The organism is Sphingorhabdus contaminans, from assembly GCF_007280415.1.
GTDB classification, from domain to species: Bacteria; Pseudomonadota; Alphaproteobacteria; order Sphingomonadales; family Sphingomonadaceae; genus Sphingorhabdus_B; species Sphingorhabdus_B contaminans.
In genome coordinates this window covers 1,566,623-1,583,679 of the sequence record NZ_VKKU01000002.1, presented here as the reverse complement: position 1 = coordinate 1,583,679, position 17,057 = coordinate 1,566,623, and the positions used below count along the sequence as shown (strand labels likewise).

Genomic DNA, 17,057 nt, shown 5'->3' with positions numbered 1-17,057 from the left:
GTCGAACTTCTTTACAGCCGCCATCATGGTTAATGCGGTGGTAACCAGCTAAACCCCTGTTTTTATTGGGCAGCGCAAAATTGGCACGGGGAGTGCATTACTATTTGCGTTCAACACCCCACAAACAAGGACGGGTGGTTTGCTACTGGTCTCGCACCACCCGTCCTGGTTTACCCCCCAAAAAAATCATAAAAAAAGAGCCGGAACCCGTATGGATTCCAGCCCCCTTGGTGCGACCCTGTCCCGGGTCGGGATTAGATGCGGATGCGCAGGCTTGCACCCATATAGCGGTCGGCATCGCGTGGAATGTGCAGACGCTGTCCGGCGCTGGTGTTCAGCAGGACATAGCTTTCATCCGTGATATTCTTCATGATGAAAGTCAGGCGCCAATTGTCGTCGGCATCCGAATAGCCAACGCTGGCATTCCACAGACCATAGCTGTCGATCGGGCCGCTTTCGCCCAGATCGGAGAACTGGCTGCCAACATGGTTGTAGCTGGTGCGGACATAGACCTTTGCGTCGGCGCCGAAGATGTTGAACGGCGTTTCATAAGCCGCACCGATGTTCCAGCTCCACTCAGGCGCCAGCGGCAATTTCGTGCCGTTGCGGGCGTCAGGTGCGTTGGTCAGCGGGTTGGGGTTGAAACGGCGTACCTTTGCATCGGCGTAGGCAACGCTGGCAAACAGGTCGAGACCGTCGACCGGGTTAGCGAGGGCATCCAGTTCGAAACCGGTGCTGCGAACCGTACCGGCATTGGTCAGGTTGGTCACAACCGCGCCATTCAGCAGGACGAAGTTGTTCGCCTGGAACCCGTCATAGGTCACCTGGAATGCCGTTGCGTTCAACTGGATACGGTTGTCGGCAAACTGGCTCTTGATACCCAGTTCGAACGAGTCCGATGTTTCTTCGTCAATCGGCACGGAGTTTGTTGGTGCCGTGTGGTTGAAGAAGACGTTGAATGCCGGACCCTTATACCCGCGGGTATAGCTGCCGTAGAGCATGACATCTTCGGTAGGCTTCACGGTCAGGACCGCCTTGCCGGAGAAGTTGCTGTTGGACGACGATCCGGTCGACAGCACCGTGCCATTGCCGCCACCGGCAATTGTGCCGCCAGCAGGGGCGCCCGAAATACCGGGGCCGGTAGCCGGAAGGCCGGTGGTCCGGTTCACACCCGGGAAGCGACGGTGGGCATAATCGATGGAGTCATGCGTCCAGCGCAGACCAACCGTCAGGCCGATCCAGTCGGTAAAGTCATAGGTTGCCTGACCGAACACAGCATAGTTTTCGATGTTCACAAGGCTGTTCGACGTTGCGGTCGGGAACAAGGTGTTGACCGTATCGGTCAGGTTGCACGGACGGCCGCCGGTGACAGGGTCGATCGGCAGGGTCGAGGTCGTGCAGGATACCACCTGACGGGTGAAGTCCTGCGTATTTTCGGACTTCCAGTAGAAACCGCCAACCTGATATTTGAATGCCTTGCTCTGGTCCGAAGCCAGACGCAGCTCGAGGCTCTGCTGATCGGTTTCGACAAAACCACGGTCGTGCAGTTCGGGGGTACCAACAATCGCACGCGGCAGGAAGTCGCCTTCACGCAGTTCGGTGTTGTTCCAGTTGCGGTAACCGTAGATCGCGCTCAGCACATGGTCATTGAAAACGTCGAAATCGGCATTGACGGTCAGACCCCATTGGCGGTCAAGCGACTGGGTGACGAGGTTGTGGCTGACGAAACGCTGGTTTTCACCCTGCGCCACGCCCAGAGGCAGATTGAGTTCGGCGTTGAGCACCGCACCGCGCGATACGCCGGTGACTTCACCGCAGCAGTCATCATCAGCTTCATAATAGTCGGCGATGATCTTGATCCGGGCCGGGCCGTTATCAAAATCGAGCAGGCCGCGGAAACCCAAATGCTCGTAACCGTTGATCTTGCTGTCACGGGTCTGGAACGGTGCAACATTGGTGATGTTGCCCTTATATTTTCCGAAAAAGGCATTCGCACGGAATGTCAGATTTTCGGCCAGTGGGCCGGAAATGGTACCGCGTGTGCGGACTTCGTCGCCTTCATAATATTCAGCGGTGAATTCGCCTTCCAGCGTTTCGGTGCCGCCCTTTGACACTACGTTGATCAAACCGGCCGATGCGTTTTTGCCGAACAGGGTGCCCTGCGGGCCACGCAATACTTCGAGACGTTCGATTTCAACGAGATCGGCAAAGGCCTGACCGGAACGGCTGAGAACGACGCCGTCAACCACGGTCGAGACGCTGGGTTCAGCCGCAATCGAGAAGGAAATGGTGCCAACGCCGCGCAGGACGACGGCGGAGTTTGCATTGGTCGTGCCCTTGCGGAAGGTAACCGAGGGGACGAGCTGGCCAAGATTTTCGAGGCTGTTTGTGCCCGCTGCGGTCAGCGTGTCGCCGGACACTGCGGTGATCGCTATCGGCACATCCTGCACATTTTCTTCGACCTTCTGTGCGGTCACAACGATTTCTTCGACCTGCGCCATGGCAGGCGCGCTGAAACCCAGCGCGGCGGCGCAACCACCGAGCAACGCGGCACGGATCAGATTGCGGTTATGGAACTTGGAACTTTGCATAAGGCACCTCCCTTAAATTCGGCTACCCAATTCTCAACTATTTTGCTTGAGTTAAGGCAAGCAAGAAAAGCTTTAGCGGGTTATACCGTTCATGACTGGGCGCTCTAACCAGATTGACTTCATATGTCTAGCGGTGTCATATAGGTGGACAAATTATCGCAACGACTGTGGCAAGGATGCCATAGTCCTTCTAAACCGGTGAAAGGGAGCGCAGTGCCATCGCAGTTCATCATGCATGCCGATGGCTTTGACCTTTTTGCAGGCGATATCTGCGTCCTGACACACCGCACCCACAGCCCCGCCTTTGCGATCGGAACCGGCACGCCGGACATGGAAATGGTGCGCGGCAATTTCCGCATCGACGACAATCTGGACCTGCGCCTGCCGCTTGACTGTTTTGCCAATGACAAGGGCGCCATCCGGCTGTGGAGCAGCGAGCGGCCTGACGCGATTCTGGGTATCAGGGTCGATAGGGACGCGCGCAAACTGGCCCTGCGGATCCGGTGCACCGACGAATCGATCAACCGCCTCTGGGTGGACATGCTCTGCGCAGAAGATGAAGCCTTTTGGGGCGGCGGGGAGCAAATGTCCTACCTGCGGCTCAACGGCCGGCGCTTTCCCTTCTGGACGTCGGAGCCGGGTGTCGGACGCGACAAGTCGACCAAACTCACGCAAATCATGGATGCCGAAGGTCTGGCAGGCGGGGATTACTGGACGACCAATTATCCGCAACCCACATGGCTCAGTTCCCGCAATTATGCCGTCCACCTGGAAACGGCCGCCTATTCGGTCCTCGACCTGACCGACGGGACGCGCGCCGGAATCGAATGCTGGAAAGCCGATGTGGATCTGGAACTATTTACGGCCAACGACCGGACCGGACTGGTGGGCCAGATGTCCGACCGTTTCGGACGTCAGCCGCCCCTGCCCGATTGGGCCATTTCGGGTGCGATTGTTGGCCTGAAAGACGGGCAGGACACATTTGAACGTTTCGAAAAAATTGCCGCCTCGGGCGCTGCGCTGACCGGCCTGTGGTGCGAAGACTGGATCGGCATCCGCCAAACAGGCTTTGGCAAGCGCCTGTTCTGGGACTGGCAATGGAATGCCAAACGCTACCCCGACCTGCCCGACCGTATCGCGGCACTGGCAAAACGGGGCGTGCGCTTTTTGGGCTATGTGAACCCCTATCTCGCCGTCGACGGCCCGCTTTTTACAGAGGCCGCATCGCTTGGTTATCTTGCCCTGCGGCAGGACAGCGACGAACCCTATGCCGTCGATTTTGGCGAATTTGACGCAGGCGTTGTCGATTTCACCAACCCCGAGGCGGCTGCATGGTTTTCCGAACGCATCATCGGCCAGGAAATGCTCGATTTCGGCCTGTCGGGCTGGATGGCGGATTTTGGGGAATATCTGCCCACCGATGTGCGGCTGTTCGACGGTTCCGACCCTATGGAGGCACACAACCGCTGGCCGGTTCTCTGGGCGAAGGTCAATGCCGATGCCATCGCATCGCGCGGCAAGACGGGCGACGCCACCTTTTTCATGCGCGCGGGCTTTTCGGGCGTGCAGGCCTATTGCCCGCTGCTGTGGGCCGGTGACCAATGTGTCGATTTTTCGCGCCATGACGGGATCAACACGGTCCTGACCGGCGCGCTGTCCTCCGGCCTTCTCGGCAATGCCTATCACCATAGCGATCTGGGCGGCTATACCAGCCTGCATGGCGTGGTGCGCAGCGCCGACCTGATGCACCGCTGGATTGATATGGCCGCCTTTGCCCCCGTCATGCGCAGCCATGAAGGCAACCGGCCTGCCGACAATCTGCAACTCGACAGCAATGCCGAATTCCTCGCCCATTTTGCACGGATGAGCCAGGTGCACGCGCGTCTTGCCCCCTATGTCCGTGCTTTGTCGGACGAGGCGGTGGCAACCGGCCTGCCGCTCCAGCGTCCGCTTTTCCTGCATTATGACGACCCTGCCTATTATGATGTGCAGGACCAGTATCTTTATGGCGCGGACATGCTGGTCGCGCCGGTGGTCGAAGCCGACCGGACGGAACGCAATGTCATCCTGCCCGAGGGCGAATGGGTGCATCTCTGGTCGGGCACACATTATGCGCAAGGCACGCATGCGATTGCCGCGCCCTATGGCGAGCCGCCTGTATTCACTCGCAAAGACAGTCCGTTTGCGCCATTGTTCGCCTCTGTGAAGGAGGAGCTTGGCGCATGAGTCCGAACAGCAATATGCGGGCGAATATTCGCGATGTGGCAAAGCTTGCGGGCGTCGCGGTCAAGACCGTCAGCCGCGTGCTCAACAACCATCCCTATGTCAGCGCGGCCACCAAGGCAAAGGTCGACGCCGCGATGGCCGAACTCGGTTTTTCACCCAGCATTGCAGCGCGCATATTGGCCGGAACGAAATCCGGGCAGATTGCCCTCATCTACGACAACCACTCGCCCTATTATATGCACCAGATCATGCAGGGCTGCTGGGACCGGTGCCATAGCGAAGGCATGCGCCTGATTGCGCAGCCGGTCGATGTGGCCGACCCTGATGTCGGCGAACAGGTGCGCGGCATGGTGCGCCAGACGCATGTCGATGGGGCGATCCTGTCGTCACCTGTGACCGACTGCGCGCCCGTGCTTTCCGCGCTGGAGGCGCTCAACATTCCCTTTGTCCGCATTTCGCCCGGCACCAACCATGCCCTGACATCCTCTGTGTTCATGGACGATATGCAGGCCGCCGATGATATGACGACGCATCTGATCAATATCGGCCACCGGCGGATCGGCTTCATCATCGGCCACCCCAATCATATGGCGAGTGCCGAACGGCAGGCCGGCTATGAACGGGCGCTCGGGCGGGTCGGCATTTCGGTCGATCCCGATCTGATTGCCGAAGGCCAGTTTGATTTTGAAAGCGGCGTTGCCGCAACCGAGAAATTCCTATCGCTGAAAAGCCCGCCCACCGCGATATTCGCGTCGAACGACGACATGGCATCGGGTGTTCTTGCCGTCGCGCACCGCCGCGGTCTGCAGGTGCCCGAACAGCTTTCGGTCGCGGGCTTTGACGATACGACACTGGCGCGCGTTGTCTGGCCGCCGCTGACCACCATCCGGCAACCGGTGCGCGACCTTGCGTCGACCGCCGCCGACCTGCTTTTTGGCGAAGGGGGCATCGAGCATCGTCGCCTGCCCCATGAACTCGTCATTCGCGAATCCACATCCTCACCTTCACAGAAGAGCAAGAAAACATGACATTACCCGCACCGCCACGCACCCGTTCCATGGGCAAAAGTGGCATTGAAATTTCCTCCATCGCCTGGGGCATGTGGCGCTTTGCCGGACTGGAACTGTCCGCCGCGCGCGCCGCGATCGATGCCGCGTTCGAAGCCGGCATCACCTTGTTCGACACCGCCGACATCTACGGTTTCGGGGAACAGGGCTTTGGCAAGGCAGAGGAATTGCTGGGCCGGGTCTTTGCCGATGCGCCGGAATATCGCGACCGGATGGTGCTGGCGACCAAGGGCGGTATCACCCCGCCTACGCCCTATAACAGCAGCGCCGACTATCTGACCAAGGCCATCGACGACAGCCTGCAACGGCTGGGCACCGACCGCATCGACCTGTGGCAGATCCACCGGCCGGACATCCTCACCCATCCGCAGGAAATTGCGCGGGCGGTCGAGGCGGCGCACAGCGCAGGCAAGATCCGCGCTTTCGGCGTATCGAACTTCACACCTTCGCAGATCAGCACCCTGGCGCAATTTTGTCCGGTGCCGATTGTATCGACGCAGCCCGAGCTGTCGCCGTTGCGGATCGACACAATTGAAAATGGCGAGCTGGATCAGGCCATCGCCATGGATCTGGCCGTGCTGGCCTGGTCGCCTCTGGGTGGCGGGCGGATCGGCGATCCGTCCAATGCGCGCGAACAGAATGTTGCCGGCGCGCTTTCGGGTGTGGCCGCATCGCATGGCGTGTCGCGCACGGCGGCGGCCTATAGCTGGATCATGGCGCACCCTGCGCGCCCGATCCCCATTGTCGGCTCGCAAAATCCGGCGCGCATTGCCGAGGCTGCCGACGCCTTCAAAATCACATGGACCCGCGCCGACTGGTACAGCGTGCTGGTCGCCGCACGAGGAGTTCCGTTACCATGAAGCCTGTCGAAGTCAGCTGGTTTTCCGCCCTGTGCGACGATGACTATGAATTTCTGGGCCAACCCGATCCCATGCTGGCGTCCAGTTGGGAGCATTGCCGCAATATCGTCCTGAACGCCGAAAAGGGCGGGTTTGACAATATCCTGCTGCCCTCGGGCTATGCCCTCGGCCTCGACACCACCGCCTTTGCGAGCGCGATTGCGGTGCTGACGAAACGGATCAAGCTGCTGATGGCGGTGCGCATCGGCGAAAGCTGGCCCCCGCAACTGGCGCGGCAGATCGCGACGCTGGACCAGATTTCGGGCGGGCGGCTGAACGTCAACATCATCTCGTCCGACCTGCCCGGTGACCAGATGGACAGCGAACCCCGCTACCGCCGGACGGTGGAGGCGATGCATATCCTCAAGACGCTGCTGAATGGCGAGCATCTGTCCATCGATGGCGAGCATTACAAGATCGACCTCGACCCGCCGCGTATGAAGACCGTCAGCGGCAAATGCCCGCCCCTCTATTTCGGCGGGCTTTCTCCCGCGGCCAAGGAAGCGGCGGCCGAAGGGTGCGATGTCTATCTGATGTGGCCCGAAACGGTGCAGGGCGCGAAGGACCTGATCGACGACATGACCGCGCGCGCCGCGAAATTCGGGCGGACTTTGAAATATGGCTTCCGCAGCCATGTCATCGTCCGCGAAACCGAAGCCGAAGCCCGCGCCTATGCCGACCGCCTGCTGTCCAAGCTGGATGCGGGAACCGGCGAGGCGATCCGCAACAAGTCACTGGACGCGCAAACCTTCGGCGTGGCGCGGCAGGCGGAACTGCGCGAAGCCGCGGCCGCCAATGACGGCTATATCGAGGATAATCTGTGGACCGGCATCGGCCGTGCCCGCTCCGGCTGCGGCGCCGCCATCGTCGGCGACCCCGACCAGGTGCTGGCCAAGCTGGAAGCCTATAAGGCCGTCGGCATCGAGGCTTTCATCCTGTCGGGCTATCCGCACATCAACGAATGCGACATGTTCGCCCGTTATGTGCTGCCACGGCTGGAGCACGGACGGTTGGAGATTTAGTCTCCCAGACCCGCCATCCGCTCGGCCTGATCTTCGGCGATCAGCGCATCGACCAGCTCGCCCAGCCCGCCGCCCTCCAATATTTCGGGCAGCTTGTGCAGGGTCAGGTTGATGCGGTGGTCGGTCACGCGGCCTTGCGGGAAATTATAGGTGCGGATGCGTTCGGAACGGTCGCCGGAGCCGACCATCGCCTTGCGCGCCTCGGCCTCGGCCCCTTGCGCCTCTTCGCGCTCTTTTTCATACATGCGGGCGCGCAGCACCTGCATCGCCTTTTCCTTGTTCTTGTGCTGGCTGCGCCCGTCTTGACAGGTGACCACAATCCCTGTCGGCAAGTGCGTAATCCGCACGGCAGAATCAGTCGTGTTCACATGCTGCCCGCCCGCACCTGACGCGCGGTAGACGTCGATCTTCAGATCGCGGTCCTCGATATGCACATCCACCTCGGTCGGCTCGGGCAGGACCGCAACGGTTGCCGCACTGGTGTGTATGCGCCCACCGCTTTCGGTCACCGGCACGCGCTGCACCCGGTGGACGCCGCTTTCGAATTTCAGCTTGGCAAAGACGCCATTGCCCTTGATCGACGCGACAATTTCCTTGAACCCGCCCACGTCCGAAACGCTGAGCGAGATCGGCTCGACCTTCCACCCCTGCCCCGCGGCGTAGCGTTCATACATGCGGTAAAGGTCACCGGCGAACAGCGCCGCCTCGTCCCCGCCGGTGCCCGCCCGGATTTCGAGCATCGCCGGCCGGTCATCCGCCGCATCCCGTGGCAACAGCGCAATGGCAAGCGCCGTTTCGGCATCAAACAATTGCTGGGTCACATCCTCCAGCTCTTCGACCGCCATGTCGTGCAATTCGCTGTCCGACGAATCCCGGACCATATGCTGCAGCGTCTCGATCTCCTTGCGCAGACGCCGCACGGTTTTGGCAGCGACAGCGACAGGCTCAAGCTCGGCATATTCCTTGGACGCAGCAACAAACGCCTCGCCCTCCATCTGCCCGGACGCCATCCGCGCCTCAAGCTCGGCAAAACGCGATTCAATCTGCGCAATCCGTTGCGGGGAGATTTTCATAGAGGCAACCCCGACGATTTTGGTTCGCACGAAGACACGAAGACGCGAAGCAACTTCTTTGTGCCTTTGTGCCTTCGTGCGAACCCTATTTCCGACAAGTCAGGCCATGAATTCCCGACTGCGCGGGCATGACAAAGTTGAGTGTTTGTCATGCGCGGTAGTCATCACCAGAAAGCTCGGAATATTGATCCGGAAGCATACCCAATATTTTTAGCAGGAAAGGCGTTGCTTGGTCGGTATCGAGCGTCACATTTGTTAGATGCAAGCGACGTTTCGGATCCGCTTCATTTCGAACATACAATATGGCGACTGCTCCCGCTTGCTTGGCTTTTTCGCTTTGCTTCTTCGGGTTTCCTTTAAACGACGTAAACACCGGCAATTGTCTACGACGCAGCGCGCTGGCTATTGCATGGGCTTCAGATTCCATCGCCTGTTCGTTGGGAACAACCGCAATAATGTCTTTCGTCAGCAGAGTAGGCGCGTCCACCAACATAGCCAACCGCTCAATCCCGGCCGCCCAACCGACCGCAGGGGTCGCGGGGCCGCCCAGATTTTCGATCAACCCGTCATAACGCCCGCCGCCCAGCACGGTGCCCTGTGCACCCAACCGGTCGGTGACAAACTCAAAGGCCGTGTGGCGGTAATAGTCGAGGCCGCGCACCAGTGCGGCGTTGCGGGTCCATGCGACGCCTGCGGCGTCCAGTCCGGCGGTAACGGCAGCGAAGAAATCGCTGGCTTCGGCGGACAGAAAATCGTCGATCTTCGGGGCCGCATGGGCGACGCCGCGATCATCGGGGTCCTTGCTGTCCAATATGCGCAAGGGGTTTTTCTCCAGCCGGGCGAGACTGTCTTCGGAAAGAACATCGCGATGGTCGTTGAAATAGCTGACCAGCGCCGTGCGCCACGCATCGCGGCTGGGCGTGTCGCCCAGCGTATTCAGTTGCAAGGTCACGCCGTCGCTGATGCCCAGTTCCTTCAGCAACTGGTCCGCCATGACGAGCAATTCGACATCGGCAGCCGGTTCCGCCGCACCGATGATTTCGGCGTCAATCTGATGGAACTGGCGATAGCGCCCCTTCTGCGGACGCTCATAACGGAACAGCGGTCCGTGCACCGACAATTTCATCGGTGCATATTGCTGCCAGCCATTGGTCAGATAGGCACGCGCGATGCCGGCGGTAAACTCGGGCCGCAAGGTGATGGAATCCCCGCCGCGATCTTCGAATGTGTACATTTCCTTGGAAACCACATCGGTCGCTTCGCCCAGGCTGCGGGAAAAGACGGCGGTCGGCTCGATGACCGGCAATTGCAGGCCCTTGAACCCGTACAGGCGGCGCACACGCTCAAAAGTCGCCACGACATGCGCGAAGCGTTCCTCGGTCTCACCGAACATATCCTGGGTGCCACGAACGGGCTGCGGGGTCTGTATCTTTGCCATCGGCAAGCGCCCTAGCGCCAATTGACGGAGAGGGGAATAGTGCTTTGGCTCATGCTGGTGTTGAGGACAGTCCCGAAACGCGTCCTCCCCTCTCTCCTTCAGGGGAGAGGATACGAAGCCTTGGCCGAAAGGCCTAGGCGCAGTTGGAGAGGGGCTCCGACGGTGAAGGCAATGCGCCAACTCCCCCTCTCCACTCCGTCTAATGGCTAAAGCCATAAGACTGCGTACCTCTCCCCTAAAGGGGAGAGGAGGAAGCCTTGTCTTCTTACGAGTCCCCCCAACATTCCGCTGGACGCCTGCAATCTCATCCGCCAAAACCTGCGCCCATGAATTCACGCACTTTGACGCGCGCTCTTGCCGCACTCGCCCTGTCCTCCAGCCTTGCAACCGCAGCCTATGCTCAGAAAAGCGCGCCGCAGCCGGTGCCGATTGTCGACCGGGTACCGGAGCCGGAGGATCGTCCCCTGCCCGCCCCCATGGTGCTGGAGGTTGACGCAACCGATGTGGCGCGGGCCATATTCCGGGTGAAGCAGACTATCCCGATCGAGGCCGGAAAGCCATTGACGCTGCTCTATCCCCAATGGTTGCCGGGCAAGCATGGCCCCCGCGGTGCCCTGGCCGAGCTGACAGGCCTCAAAATCCGTACAGGCGGCAAGCTGCTGAACTGGACCCGCGATCCGGTCGAGGTTTATGCATTCCATGTCGATACGCCCGAGGGCACGAAATCGGTCGATGTGGAATTCCAGTTCACGTCCCCCGTGCGCGATAGCGAGGGGCGCATCGTCGTGACGCCCGCAATGATGAATGTGCAGTGGGAACAGGTCTCGCTTTACCCCGCAGGCCATTTCACACGCGCTATCGAGGTCAAGCCGTCCATCACGCTCCCGTCCGGCTGGACTGGTGTTGCGGCACTGGACGGGGCGAAGATCACGGGCGACCGTATCGATTATGCGACGACCAGCTATGAAACTTTGGTGGACAGCCCGATGTTTGCCGGACCGCATTACCGCAAATGGGATCTGGGCAACAAGGTAACGCTGAATGTCTGGGCGGACGAGCCGAAGTTTCTGGCGGCCAAGCCCGAACATATTGCCGCGCACAAGGCACTGGTCGATGAAGCCCTGATCCTGTTCGGGTCGAAACATTTTGACCGCTACGAATTTCTGCTGGCGCTGACCGACGAACTGGGTGGCATCGGGCTCGAGCATCATCGCAGTTCGGAAAACAGCCGCGACACCGACTATTTCACCAACTGGGCCGAAAATGGTTCCGAACGCGGTCTGTTGCCGCACGAACTGACGCATAGCTGGAACGGCAAATTCCGCCGTCCGGCCGAAATGTGGACGCCCAATTATTCCACACCGATGCGCGACAATCTTCTGTGGGTTTATGAAGGACAGACCAGCTATTGGGACCTTGTCCTTGCCGCCCGTTCCGGCTTGCAGACCAAGGAAATGGTCCTGGCCGAATGGGCCCGCTATGCCGGTTTCTACGCCGAACAGCCGGGCCGAGACTGGCGTTCGGTCGAAGATACGACACATGATCCTATTTTCGGCGCGCGCAAACCCAAGCCCTTTTCCAGCCAGGCGCGGGGCGAGGATTATTATAATGAAGGCTCGCTCATCTGGCTTGCCGCCGACATGACCATCCGCGAATTGTCCAAGGGCACCAAATCGCTCGACGATTTTGCCAAGGCCTTTTTCGGCGTCCGCGATGCCGACTGGGGTGTTCTGACTTATGATTTTGACGAGGTTGTCCGCACGCTGAATGCGGTCCAGCCCTATGACTGGGCGAGCTTTCTGGACACAAAGTTGCGCAAACCCGGACAGCCTGCGCCGTTGACCGGTTTTGAAAAGGGCGGATACCGGCTGGTCTGGAAAGAAGAGCCGAATATTTTCGACAAGGAACGGATGAAGGATGGCGGCAGCACCGATCTCACCCATTCGCTTGGCCTGATCGTCGATAAAGAAGGCAAGGTAACATCGGTCATGTGGAATGGTCCGGCGTTCAAGGCGGATATCGTCAATGGCGCCAAGATTCTGGCCGTAGGCGGCATGGGCTTTACCAAAGACCGGCTGACCGAAGCGGTCACCGCAGCGAAGGATGGCAAGACCCCGATCCGGCTGATCGTCGAACGCAACAAGCGTTTTGAACAAATAGACATCGCCTATTCAGGCGGTTTGCGCTATCCGCACCTCGAATCTGTGGGCAAGGGCGAAACGGCGATAGACCGGCTGCTTGCGCCACGGCGACCGAACAAATAACTCAAGAAAGCATTCTCCCATGCGTATTGACCTGATCCCTGCTGGCGATAATCCGCCGGAAAGCCTGAACGTCCTGATCGAAGTGCCGATCGGTGGCGAACCTGTGAAATATGAATTCGACAAGGCATCGGGGGCGCTGTTCGTGGACCGTTTCCTGCACACGCCGATGCGGTATCCGGCCAATTATGGTTTTGTACCCCATACGCTGGGCGAAGATGGTGACCCGCTGGACGCGCTGGTTGTCGCCCGTTCGCCGATTGTCGCCGGCGCTGTTGTCAAATGCCGCCCGATCGGCGTCCTGTTGATGGAAGATGACAAGGGCGGCGATGAAAAACTGCTCTGCGTGCCGGTCAACGCGACCTTCCCTTATTATGCCGATGTCGTGACCTATAAGGATATGCCGCCCATCGTGCTGCAGCAGATCGAACATTTCTTCACCCACTATAAGGATCTTGAACCCGGCAAATGGGCGAAGCTCAACGGCTGGGGCGATGAAAAGGACGCGAAGCGTATCATCATGGATTGCGTCGCACGCGCCAAGGAGCATGGCATATGAAATATATCGCACTCGTCGCGGCATCGGCACTGGCATTGTCCGCCTGCGCCACACCGGAAACACGGGTGCGGACGGCGTTGATGGACGCCGGACTTTCCAAGCCCATCGCCTCCTGCATGGCGGACCGTATGGTCGACAGGTTGTCGCTGATCCAGCTTAACAAGCTTTCCGGCCTTAAAAAGCTGCGCAACAAGGATGTGCGCAAGCTTTCTGTGGACGAATTTCTGAAGCGCACCAAGTCGCTGCAAGACCCCGAAATCCTCGGGGTCGTGACCTCGTCCGGTCTGATCTGCGCCGTTAAGGCCTAAGCAAACAGCTTCGCCAGTATCGCCAGCCAGCCGCTGTCCGCCCTGGGCACGGCCGGCGGCGTGAAGTCCGCGCATTCGAGGCAACGGGCCTGCACGCCCTTCACACCGGTCAGCATGTCCAGATCGGCCGCCATTTGCTGCACGAACAATTGCTGCTGCCATGCGGCCTGGGCGAAAATGTCCATTGGCGCCGCGACGCTGGCCCGCTTGGGCACCAGTCCGCCCAAGAGCGATCCTGCAAAACTAGGTTGCGGTTCGATATAGACGGCATGCCAGTCATCGGCCTTCAACCCGGCGCGTTTGGCCGCCTCGTCCAGAGCTTCGGCCATGCCGCCATAGCGGTCCACCAGTCCGATCTGCCGCGCCGTGCCGCCGGCCCAGACGCGGCCCTGCCCAACGGCGTCAACCTGCTCGGGCGTCTTTTTGCGGGCAGTGGCGACGCGGGTGAGAAATTCGCGATAGCCATTTTCGATGGCGCTCTGCGCGACGCGGTCGAATTCGGGGCTGAAACCGCCCAGCACATCGGGTTCGCCCGACAGCGGGGTCGTTTTGACACCATCGGCATTGACGCCAATCTTAGCCAGACCGGCCTTGGCGCTGGGGATTACGCCAAAAATGCCGATGGAGCCGGTGATGGTCGACGGTTCGGCAAAGATGACATCGGCGGGCAAGGATACCCAATAGCCGCCGCTGGCAGCGACATTGGCCATGGAGACGATGACAGGTATTTCCTTGGCCTTTGCCGCTTCGATAGCGAGGCGGATTTTCTCCGACGCTGTGACAGAACCGCCGGGGGAATCCACACGGACGACCAGTGCCTGCAGATCCTTATTGTCGATTGCGTCGTAAATCAGGCCGCTGATTGTATCGCCCGCCGCTGTGCCCGGGCCGGCTTGACCATCGACAATGGTCCCGGCGATGGTGACAACGCCAATCTGTTTGCCGGCTCTCGGCGGGCCATAGCTTGCCAGCAGCGCGTCCATGGGGGTTGCGGCAAAGCCGCCGGTGGTTTTCTTCTCGTCGGTGCCGACTTTGGTCGCGACGAATGTGCCGAATGCGATCCGGTCGCCCAATTTGTCGACCAGCTTGTTCGAAATGGCGAGCTGCGCCAGATTTCCGCGCGCGCCCTCAACCGCGCCTGCGGGATCGGTCAGGATGCCTTCAATCTTCGCCTGCGGCCGTGCCTTGGCGACGTCTGCCTTCCACTGGCCCCAGATTTCGTCATAAACGGCCTTGATCGCTGCCTTCGATTCCGGCGACTGGTCGGACCGCATATAGGGTTCGACCGCGCTCTTATAGGTGCCAACGCGGTAGATATTGGCCTTGATACCCAGCTGGTCCAGCAGGCCCTTATAATAAGGCTGCGACCCGCCGGGACCGGTCAGCACCGCGCCGCCCAAAGGATCCATCCAAATCTGCGTGGCGTGGGCAGCCAGTTGGTAGCTGTCATCGGTATAGGCGGTGGCAAAGGCGTAGACCGGCTTGCCCGCCTTTTTGACGGCATCCAGGCTGTCGCCAATGGCGGAAAGGCTGGCCTGCCCGCCGCCCATGAAGCGGTCCATATCCAACACCACGGCCTTGATCCGCTTGTCGCTTTCCGCAATCTTCAGGGAACGGATGATGTCGCGCTGCCGGATCTCGCTGACCGGAACGGCGGTGGACGTCAGCGCGGTCAGGGGATCGACCTCGGCGGGCTGTTCGGAAACGACGCCATCCAGTTTCAGCCACAACGCCCCTTCGCGCACCATGCCGGGGTTCGGGCTGGCGTTGAGGACAGCGAACAGCAGCGCGAAGAAAAACAGGAGCAGCAGAAGCACCAGCAGGTCCTTCAAACCGACGATGATTTTCCAGCTAATCCGCAAAAACGTCATAAACTACCCCTTGATCAATGCCGCTGATGTAGGAGTTGCCCGCGCAAATTCCAGCATTCTTTCGACCAAAAGCATATCGGGCACAGAAAAGGGCCGCTGGAGTTGATCCAACGGCCCTTAAACATGGGTCAGCGGTCGGATGTGCCGCTGCCGGAAGTTGCTTTCATGCCGTGACCGGCATCGCTGATTGGATCAGCGGCCGATCTCCCGAACGGATTTGCCCGACCTCTTAACTGAACCATGAGACATCGGATCACCTCCTTTCGTTGAATGGAAATTGCTTGCTTCAAACATATATCTGCCCTCCGCGACTCTGAAACTGAATCAAACAAAGTTTGCAAACAAGTCTTGTATTAAATTTTTTTTCCGTCAAACATCGGGGTTCTGCGTCGAAGCTCTCAGGCTCTGCAATCCTCCACAATCCGCGTAATTTCGGTCCACGACGGGATCGCTATGGATTGCTGTCCGTCGACCTCCAGCGCGATGCGCCCGCGGCTGAATGCCATGGCGTCAAGGATCGGGTCGGTCGGCAGGATTTCGGTCGCAAGATAGGCAGGTGTCGCGCCCGTCGGGCTTGCCGCAAATTCCTTCAGCGTTGAACTGGTCCGCACCGTCATCCGCCCAGCCTGGCCAGCGCCGGCACGCGCGAGATAAATGCGCCGCCGCGTCGTGTCGCAGCGCAGCGTCACGGTCGCATTCTGCCCCGTGGCCCCGAACAGGGCGAGCGATCCGCGCTCATCCCGGCGATACACCCAGTCCCCCGTTTCCAGCGGCCAGTCGAGCCAGTTTGCCGAAGGCCGTGGCGCAGGCGGCGGAGCGGGCGTCACCACCGGCGCAGGCTTGACCACAGGCGCAGGGGGCGGGGCGGGCGGTGGCGGCGAACAGGCCGAAAGAGCAAGCAGACTGGCGCACAGGGGATAATGAAGCTTCATCACCACAGCTTATGGCCAAAAGCACTCCATTCCGCTAGCGCCGTGCGACATGGCGACGAAAAAAATACGTCTGGATCAACTGATCGTCGACCGCAATCTGGCGGAAAGCAAAACGCGTGCCCAGGCGCTGGTCATGGCAGGCCATGTCTTCATCGGCGATGTAAAGGCGCAAAAGCCGGGGCAGCAGGTCGCCGAGGATGCCCCCGTGCAGGTCAAGGGCAGCGACCATCCCTGGGTGTCGCGGGGCGGCATCAAGCTTGCCCATGCGCTGGACGAATTTGCGATCAATGTAACAGGCAAGGTTGCAATGGACGTCGGGTCATCGACGGGCGGATTTACCGACGTTCTGCTGACCAACGGTGCAGTGCGTGTCTATGCGGTGGACAGCGGCACGAACCAGCTCGCCTGGAAATTGCGTCAAGACGAACGCGTCATTGTCCATGAGCAGACCAGCGCCCGGATTTTGACCCGGGACCATATTCCCGAGCCCGTCGATATCATCGTATGCGACGCCAGTTTTATCAGCCTTGCCAAAGTGTTGGAAACGCCGCTGACCTTCGCCCGCACAGGCGCGGAGCTTGTCGCCCTTATCAAACCGCAATTCGAGGCCGGGCGCGATGAAGTGGGCAAAGGCGGCGTGGTGCGGGACGAGGCAGTGCACAGCCGCGTGTGTGCCGAAGTCAAAATGTGGTTGGTCGAAAAAAACTGGACTGTTCATGGCCTGACAACCAGCCCCATCACGGGGCCGCAAGGCAATGTCGAATTCCTAATCTGGGCGCAGAAAGACTGACGCCCGTCCGTTTCGGGGAG

General features: G+C 60.0%; 13 protein-coding genes. 8 read left to right on the top strand and 5 right to left on the bottom strand.

Translation table 11 applies throughout. The features are described 5' to 3' along the window. Nucleotides 1-254 precede the first annotated feature (254 nt). Nucleotides 255-2,591 carry a TonB-dependent receptor gene (locus FOM92_RS15785; protein ID WP_143777752.1) on the bottom strand — a complete coding sequence of 779 codons (2,337 nt, stop codon included), beginning with the start codon at nucleotides 2,589-2,591 and terminating at the stop codon, nucleotides 255-257. Between the two features lie 231 nt (nucleotides 2,592-2,822). Here FOM92_RS15785 and FOM92_RS15780 point away from each other — a divergent pair, with 231 nt between their 5' ends. The 4 genes from FOM92_RS15780 to FOM92_RS15765 are packed head-to-tail and all read left to right on the top strand — an operon-like array spanning nucleotide 2,823 to nucleotide 7,805. After that, on the top strand, nucleotides 2,823-4,817 hold the full coding sequence (locus tag FOM92_RS15780) for an alpha-glucosidase (protein ID WP_143777909.1): 1,995 nt from the start codon (nucleotides 2,823-2,825) through the stop codon (nucleotides 4,815-4,817). Beyond that, nucleotides 4,814-5,845 carry a LacI family DNA-binding transcriptional regulator gene (locus FOM92_RS15775; protein ID WP_246087339.1) on the top strand — a complete coding sequence of 344 codons (1,032 nt, stop codon included), beginning with the start codon at nucleotides 4,814-4,816 and terminating at the stop codon, nucleotides 5,843-5,845. The genes FOM92_RS15780 and FOM92_RS15775 overlap by 4 nt, the downstream gene beginning before the upstream one ends. After that, entirely contained in the window at nucleotides 5,842-6,744 is a 903-nt protein-coding gene (locus tag FOM92_RS15770) for an aldo/keto reductase (protein WP_246087338.1), read from the top strand. Before FOM92_RS15775 ends, FOM92_RS15770 begins: the two co-directional genes overlap by 4 nt. Then, the gene (locus FOM92_RS15765) at nucleotides 6,741-7,805 is read left to right on the top strand and encodes an LLM class flavin-dependent oxidoreductase (RefSeq protein WP_143777751.1); all 1,065 of its coding nucleotides are present in this window, start codon (nucleotides 6,741-6,743) and stop codon (nucleotides 7,803-7,805) included. The genes FOM92_RS15770 and FOM92_RS15765 overlap by 4 nt, the downstream gene beginning before the upstream one ends. Here the strand turns inward: FOM92_RS15765 and prfA are convergent. Together prfA and hisS are read right to left on the bottom strand one after the other, a co-directional pair. Continuing rightward, nucleotides 7,802-8,878, bottom strand: a complete 1,077-nt coding sequence (prfA, locus tag FOM92_RS15760) for a peptide chain release factor 1 (RefSeq protein WP_143777750.1) — start codon at nucleotides 8,876-8,878, stop codon at nucleotides 7,802-7,804. The two genes, FOM92_RS15765 and prfA, sit on opposite strands and share 4 nt — an antisense overlap. Before the next feature lie 148 nt (nucleotides 8,879-9,026). Continuing rightward, on the bottom strand, nucleotides 9,027-10,316 hold the full coding sequence (gene hisS, locus FOM92_RS15755; RefSeq protein ID WP_143777749.1) for a histidine--tRNA ligase: 1,290 nt from the start codon (nucleotides 10,314-10,316) through the stop codon (nucleotides 9,027-9,029). A 326-nt stretch (nucleotides 10,317-10,642) separates the two neighbouring features. On the opposite strand from hisS, the gene FOM92_RS15750 reads away from it, so the two are divergent. The 3 genes from FOM92_RS15750 to FOM92_RS15740 are packed head-to-tail and all read left to right on the top strand — an operon-like array spanning nucleotide 10,643 to nucleotide 13,444. Then, nucleotides 10,643-12,580 carry a M61 family metallopeptidase gene (locus tag FOM92_RS15750; RefSeq protein ID WP_143777748.1) on the top strand — a complete coding sequence of 646 codons (1,938 nt, stop codon included), beginning with the start codon at nucleotides 10,643-10,645 and terminating at the stop codon, nucleotides 12,578-12,580. A gap of 19 nt (nucleotides 12,581-12,599) precedes the next feature. After that, on the top strand, nucleotides 12,600-13,136 hold the full coding sequence (ppa, locus tag FOM92_RS15745) for an inorganic diphosphatase (protein ID WP_143777747.1): 537 nt from the start codon (nucleotides 12,600-12,602) through the stop codon (nucleotides 13,134-13,136). Further along, nucleotides 13,133-13,444, top strand: a complete 312-nt coding sequence (locus tag FOM92_RS15740) for a hypothetical protein (RefSeq protein WP_143777746.1) — start codon at nucleotides 13,133-13,135, stop codon at nucleotides 13,442-13,444. Before ppa ends, FOM92_RS15740 begins: the two co-directional genes overlap by 4 nt. On the opposite strand, the gene sppA is transcribed toward FOM92_RS15740, so the two are convergent. Together sppA and FOM92_RS15730 are read right to left on the bottom strand one after the other, a co-directional pair. Further along, the gene (sppA, locus tag FOM92_RS15735; RefSeq protein WP_143777745.1) at nucleotides 13,441-15,315 is read right to left on the bottom strand and encodes a signal peptide peptidase SppA; all 1,875 of its coding nucleotides are present in this window, start codon (nucleotides 15,313-15,315) and stop codon (nucleotides 13,441-13,443) included. The two genes, FOM92_RS15740 and sppA, sit on opposite strands and share 4 nt — an antisense overlap. 398 nt (nucleotides 15,316-15,713) lie before the next feature. Beyond that, nucleotides 15,714-16,247: a hypothetical protein gene (locus FOM92_RS15730; protein ID WP_143777744.1), complete on the bottom strand. Its 534-nt coding sequence runs from the start codon at nucleotides 16,245-16,247 to the stop codon at nucleotides 15,714-15,716. 49 nt (nucleotides 16,248-16,296) lie between these two features. Here FOM92_RS15730 and FOM92_RS15725 point away from each other — a divergent pair, with 49 nt between their 5' ends. Continuing rightward, nucleotides 16,297-17,037, top strand: coding sequence for a TlyA family RNA methyltransferase (locus FOM92_RS15725; protein ID WP_143777743.1), 741 nt, complete (start codon nucleotides 16,297-16,299; stop codon nucleotides 17,035-17,037). The last annotated feature ends 20 nt before the right edge of the window (nucleotides 17,038-17,057 follow it).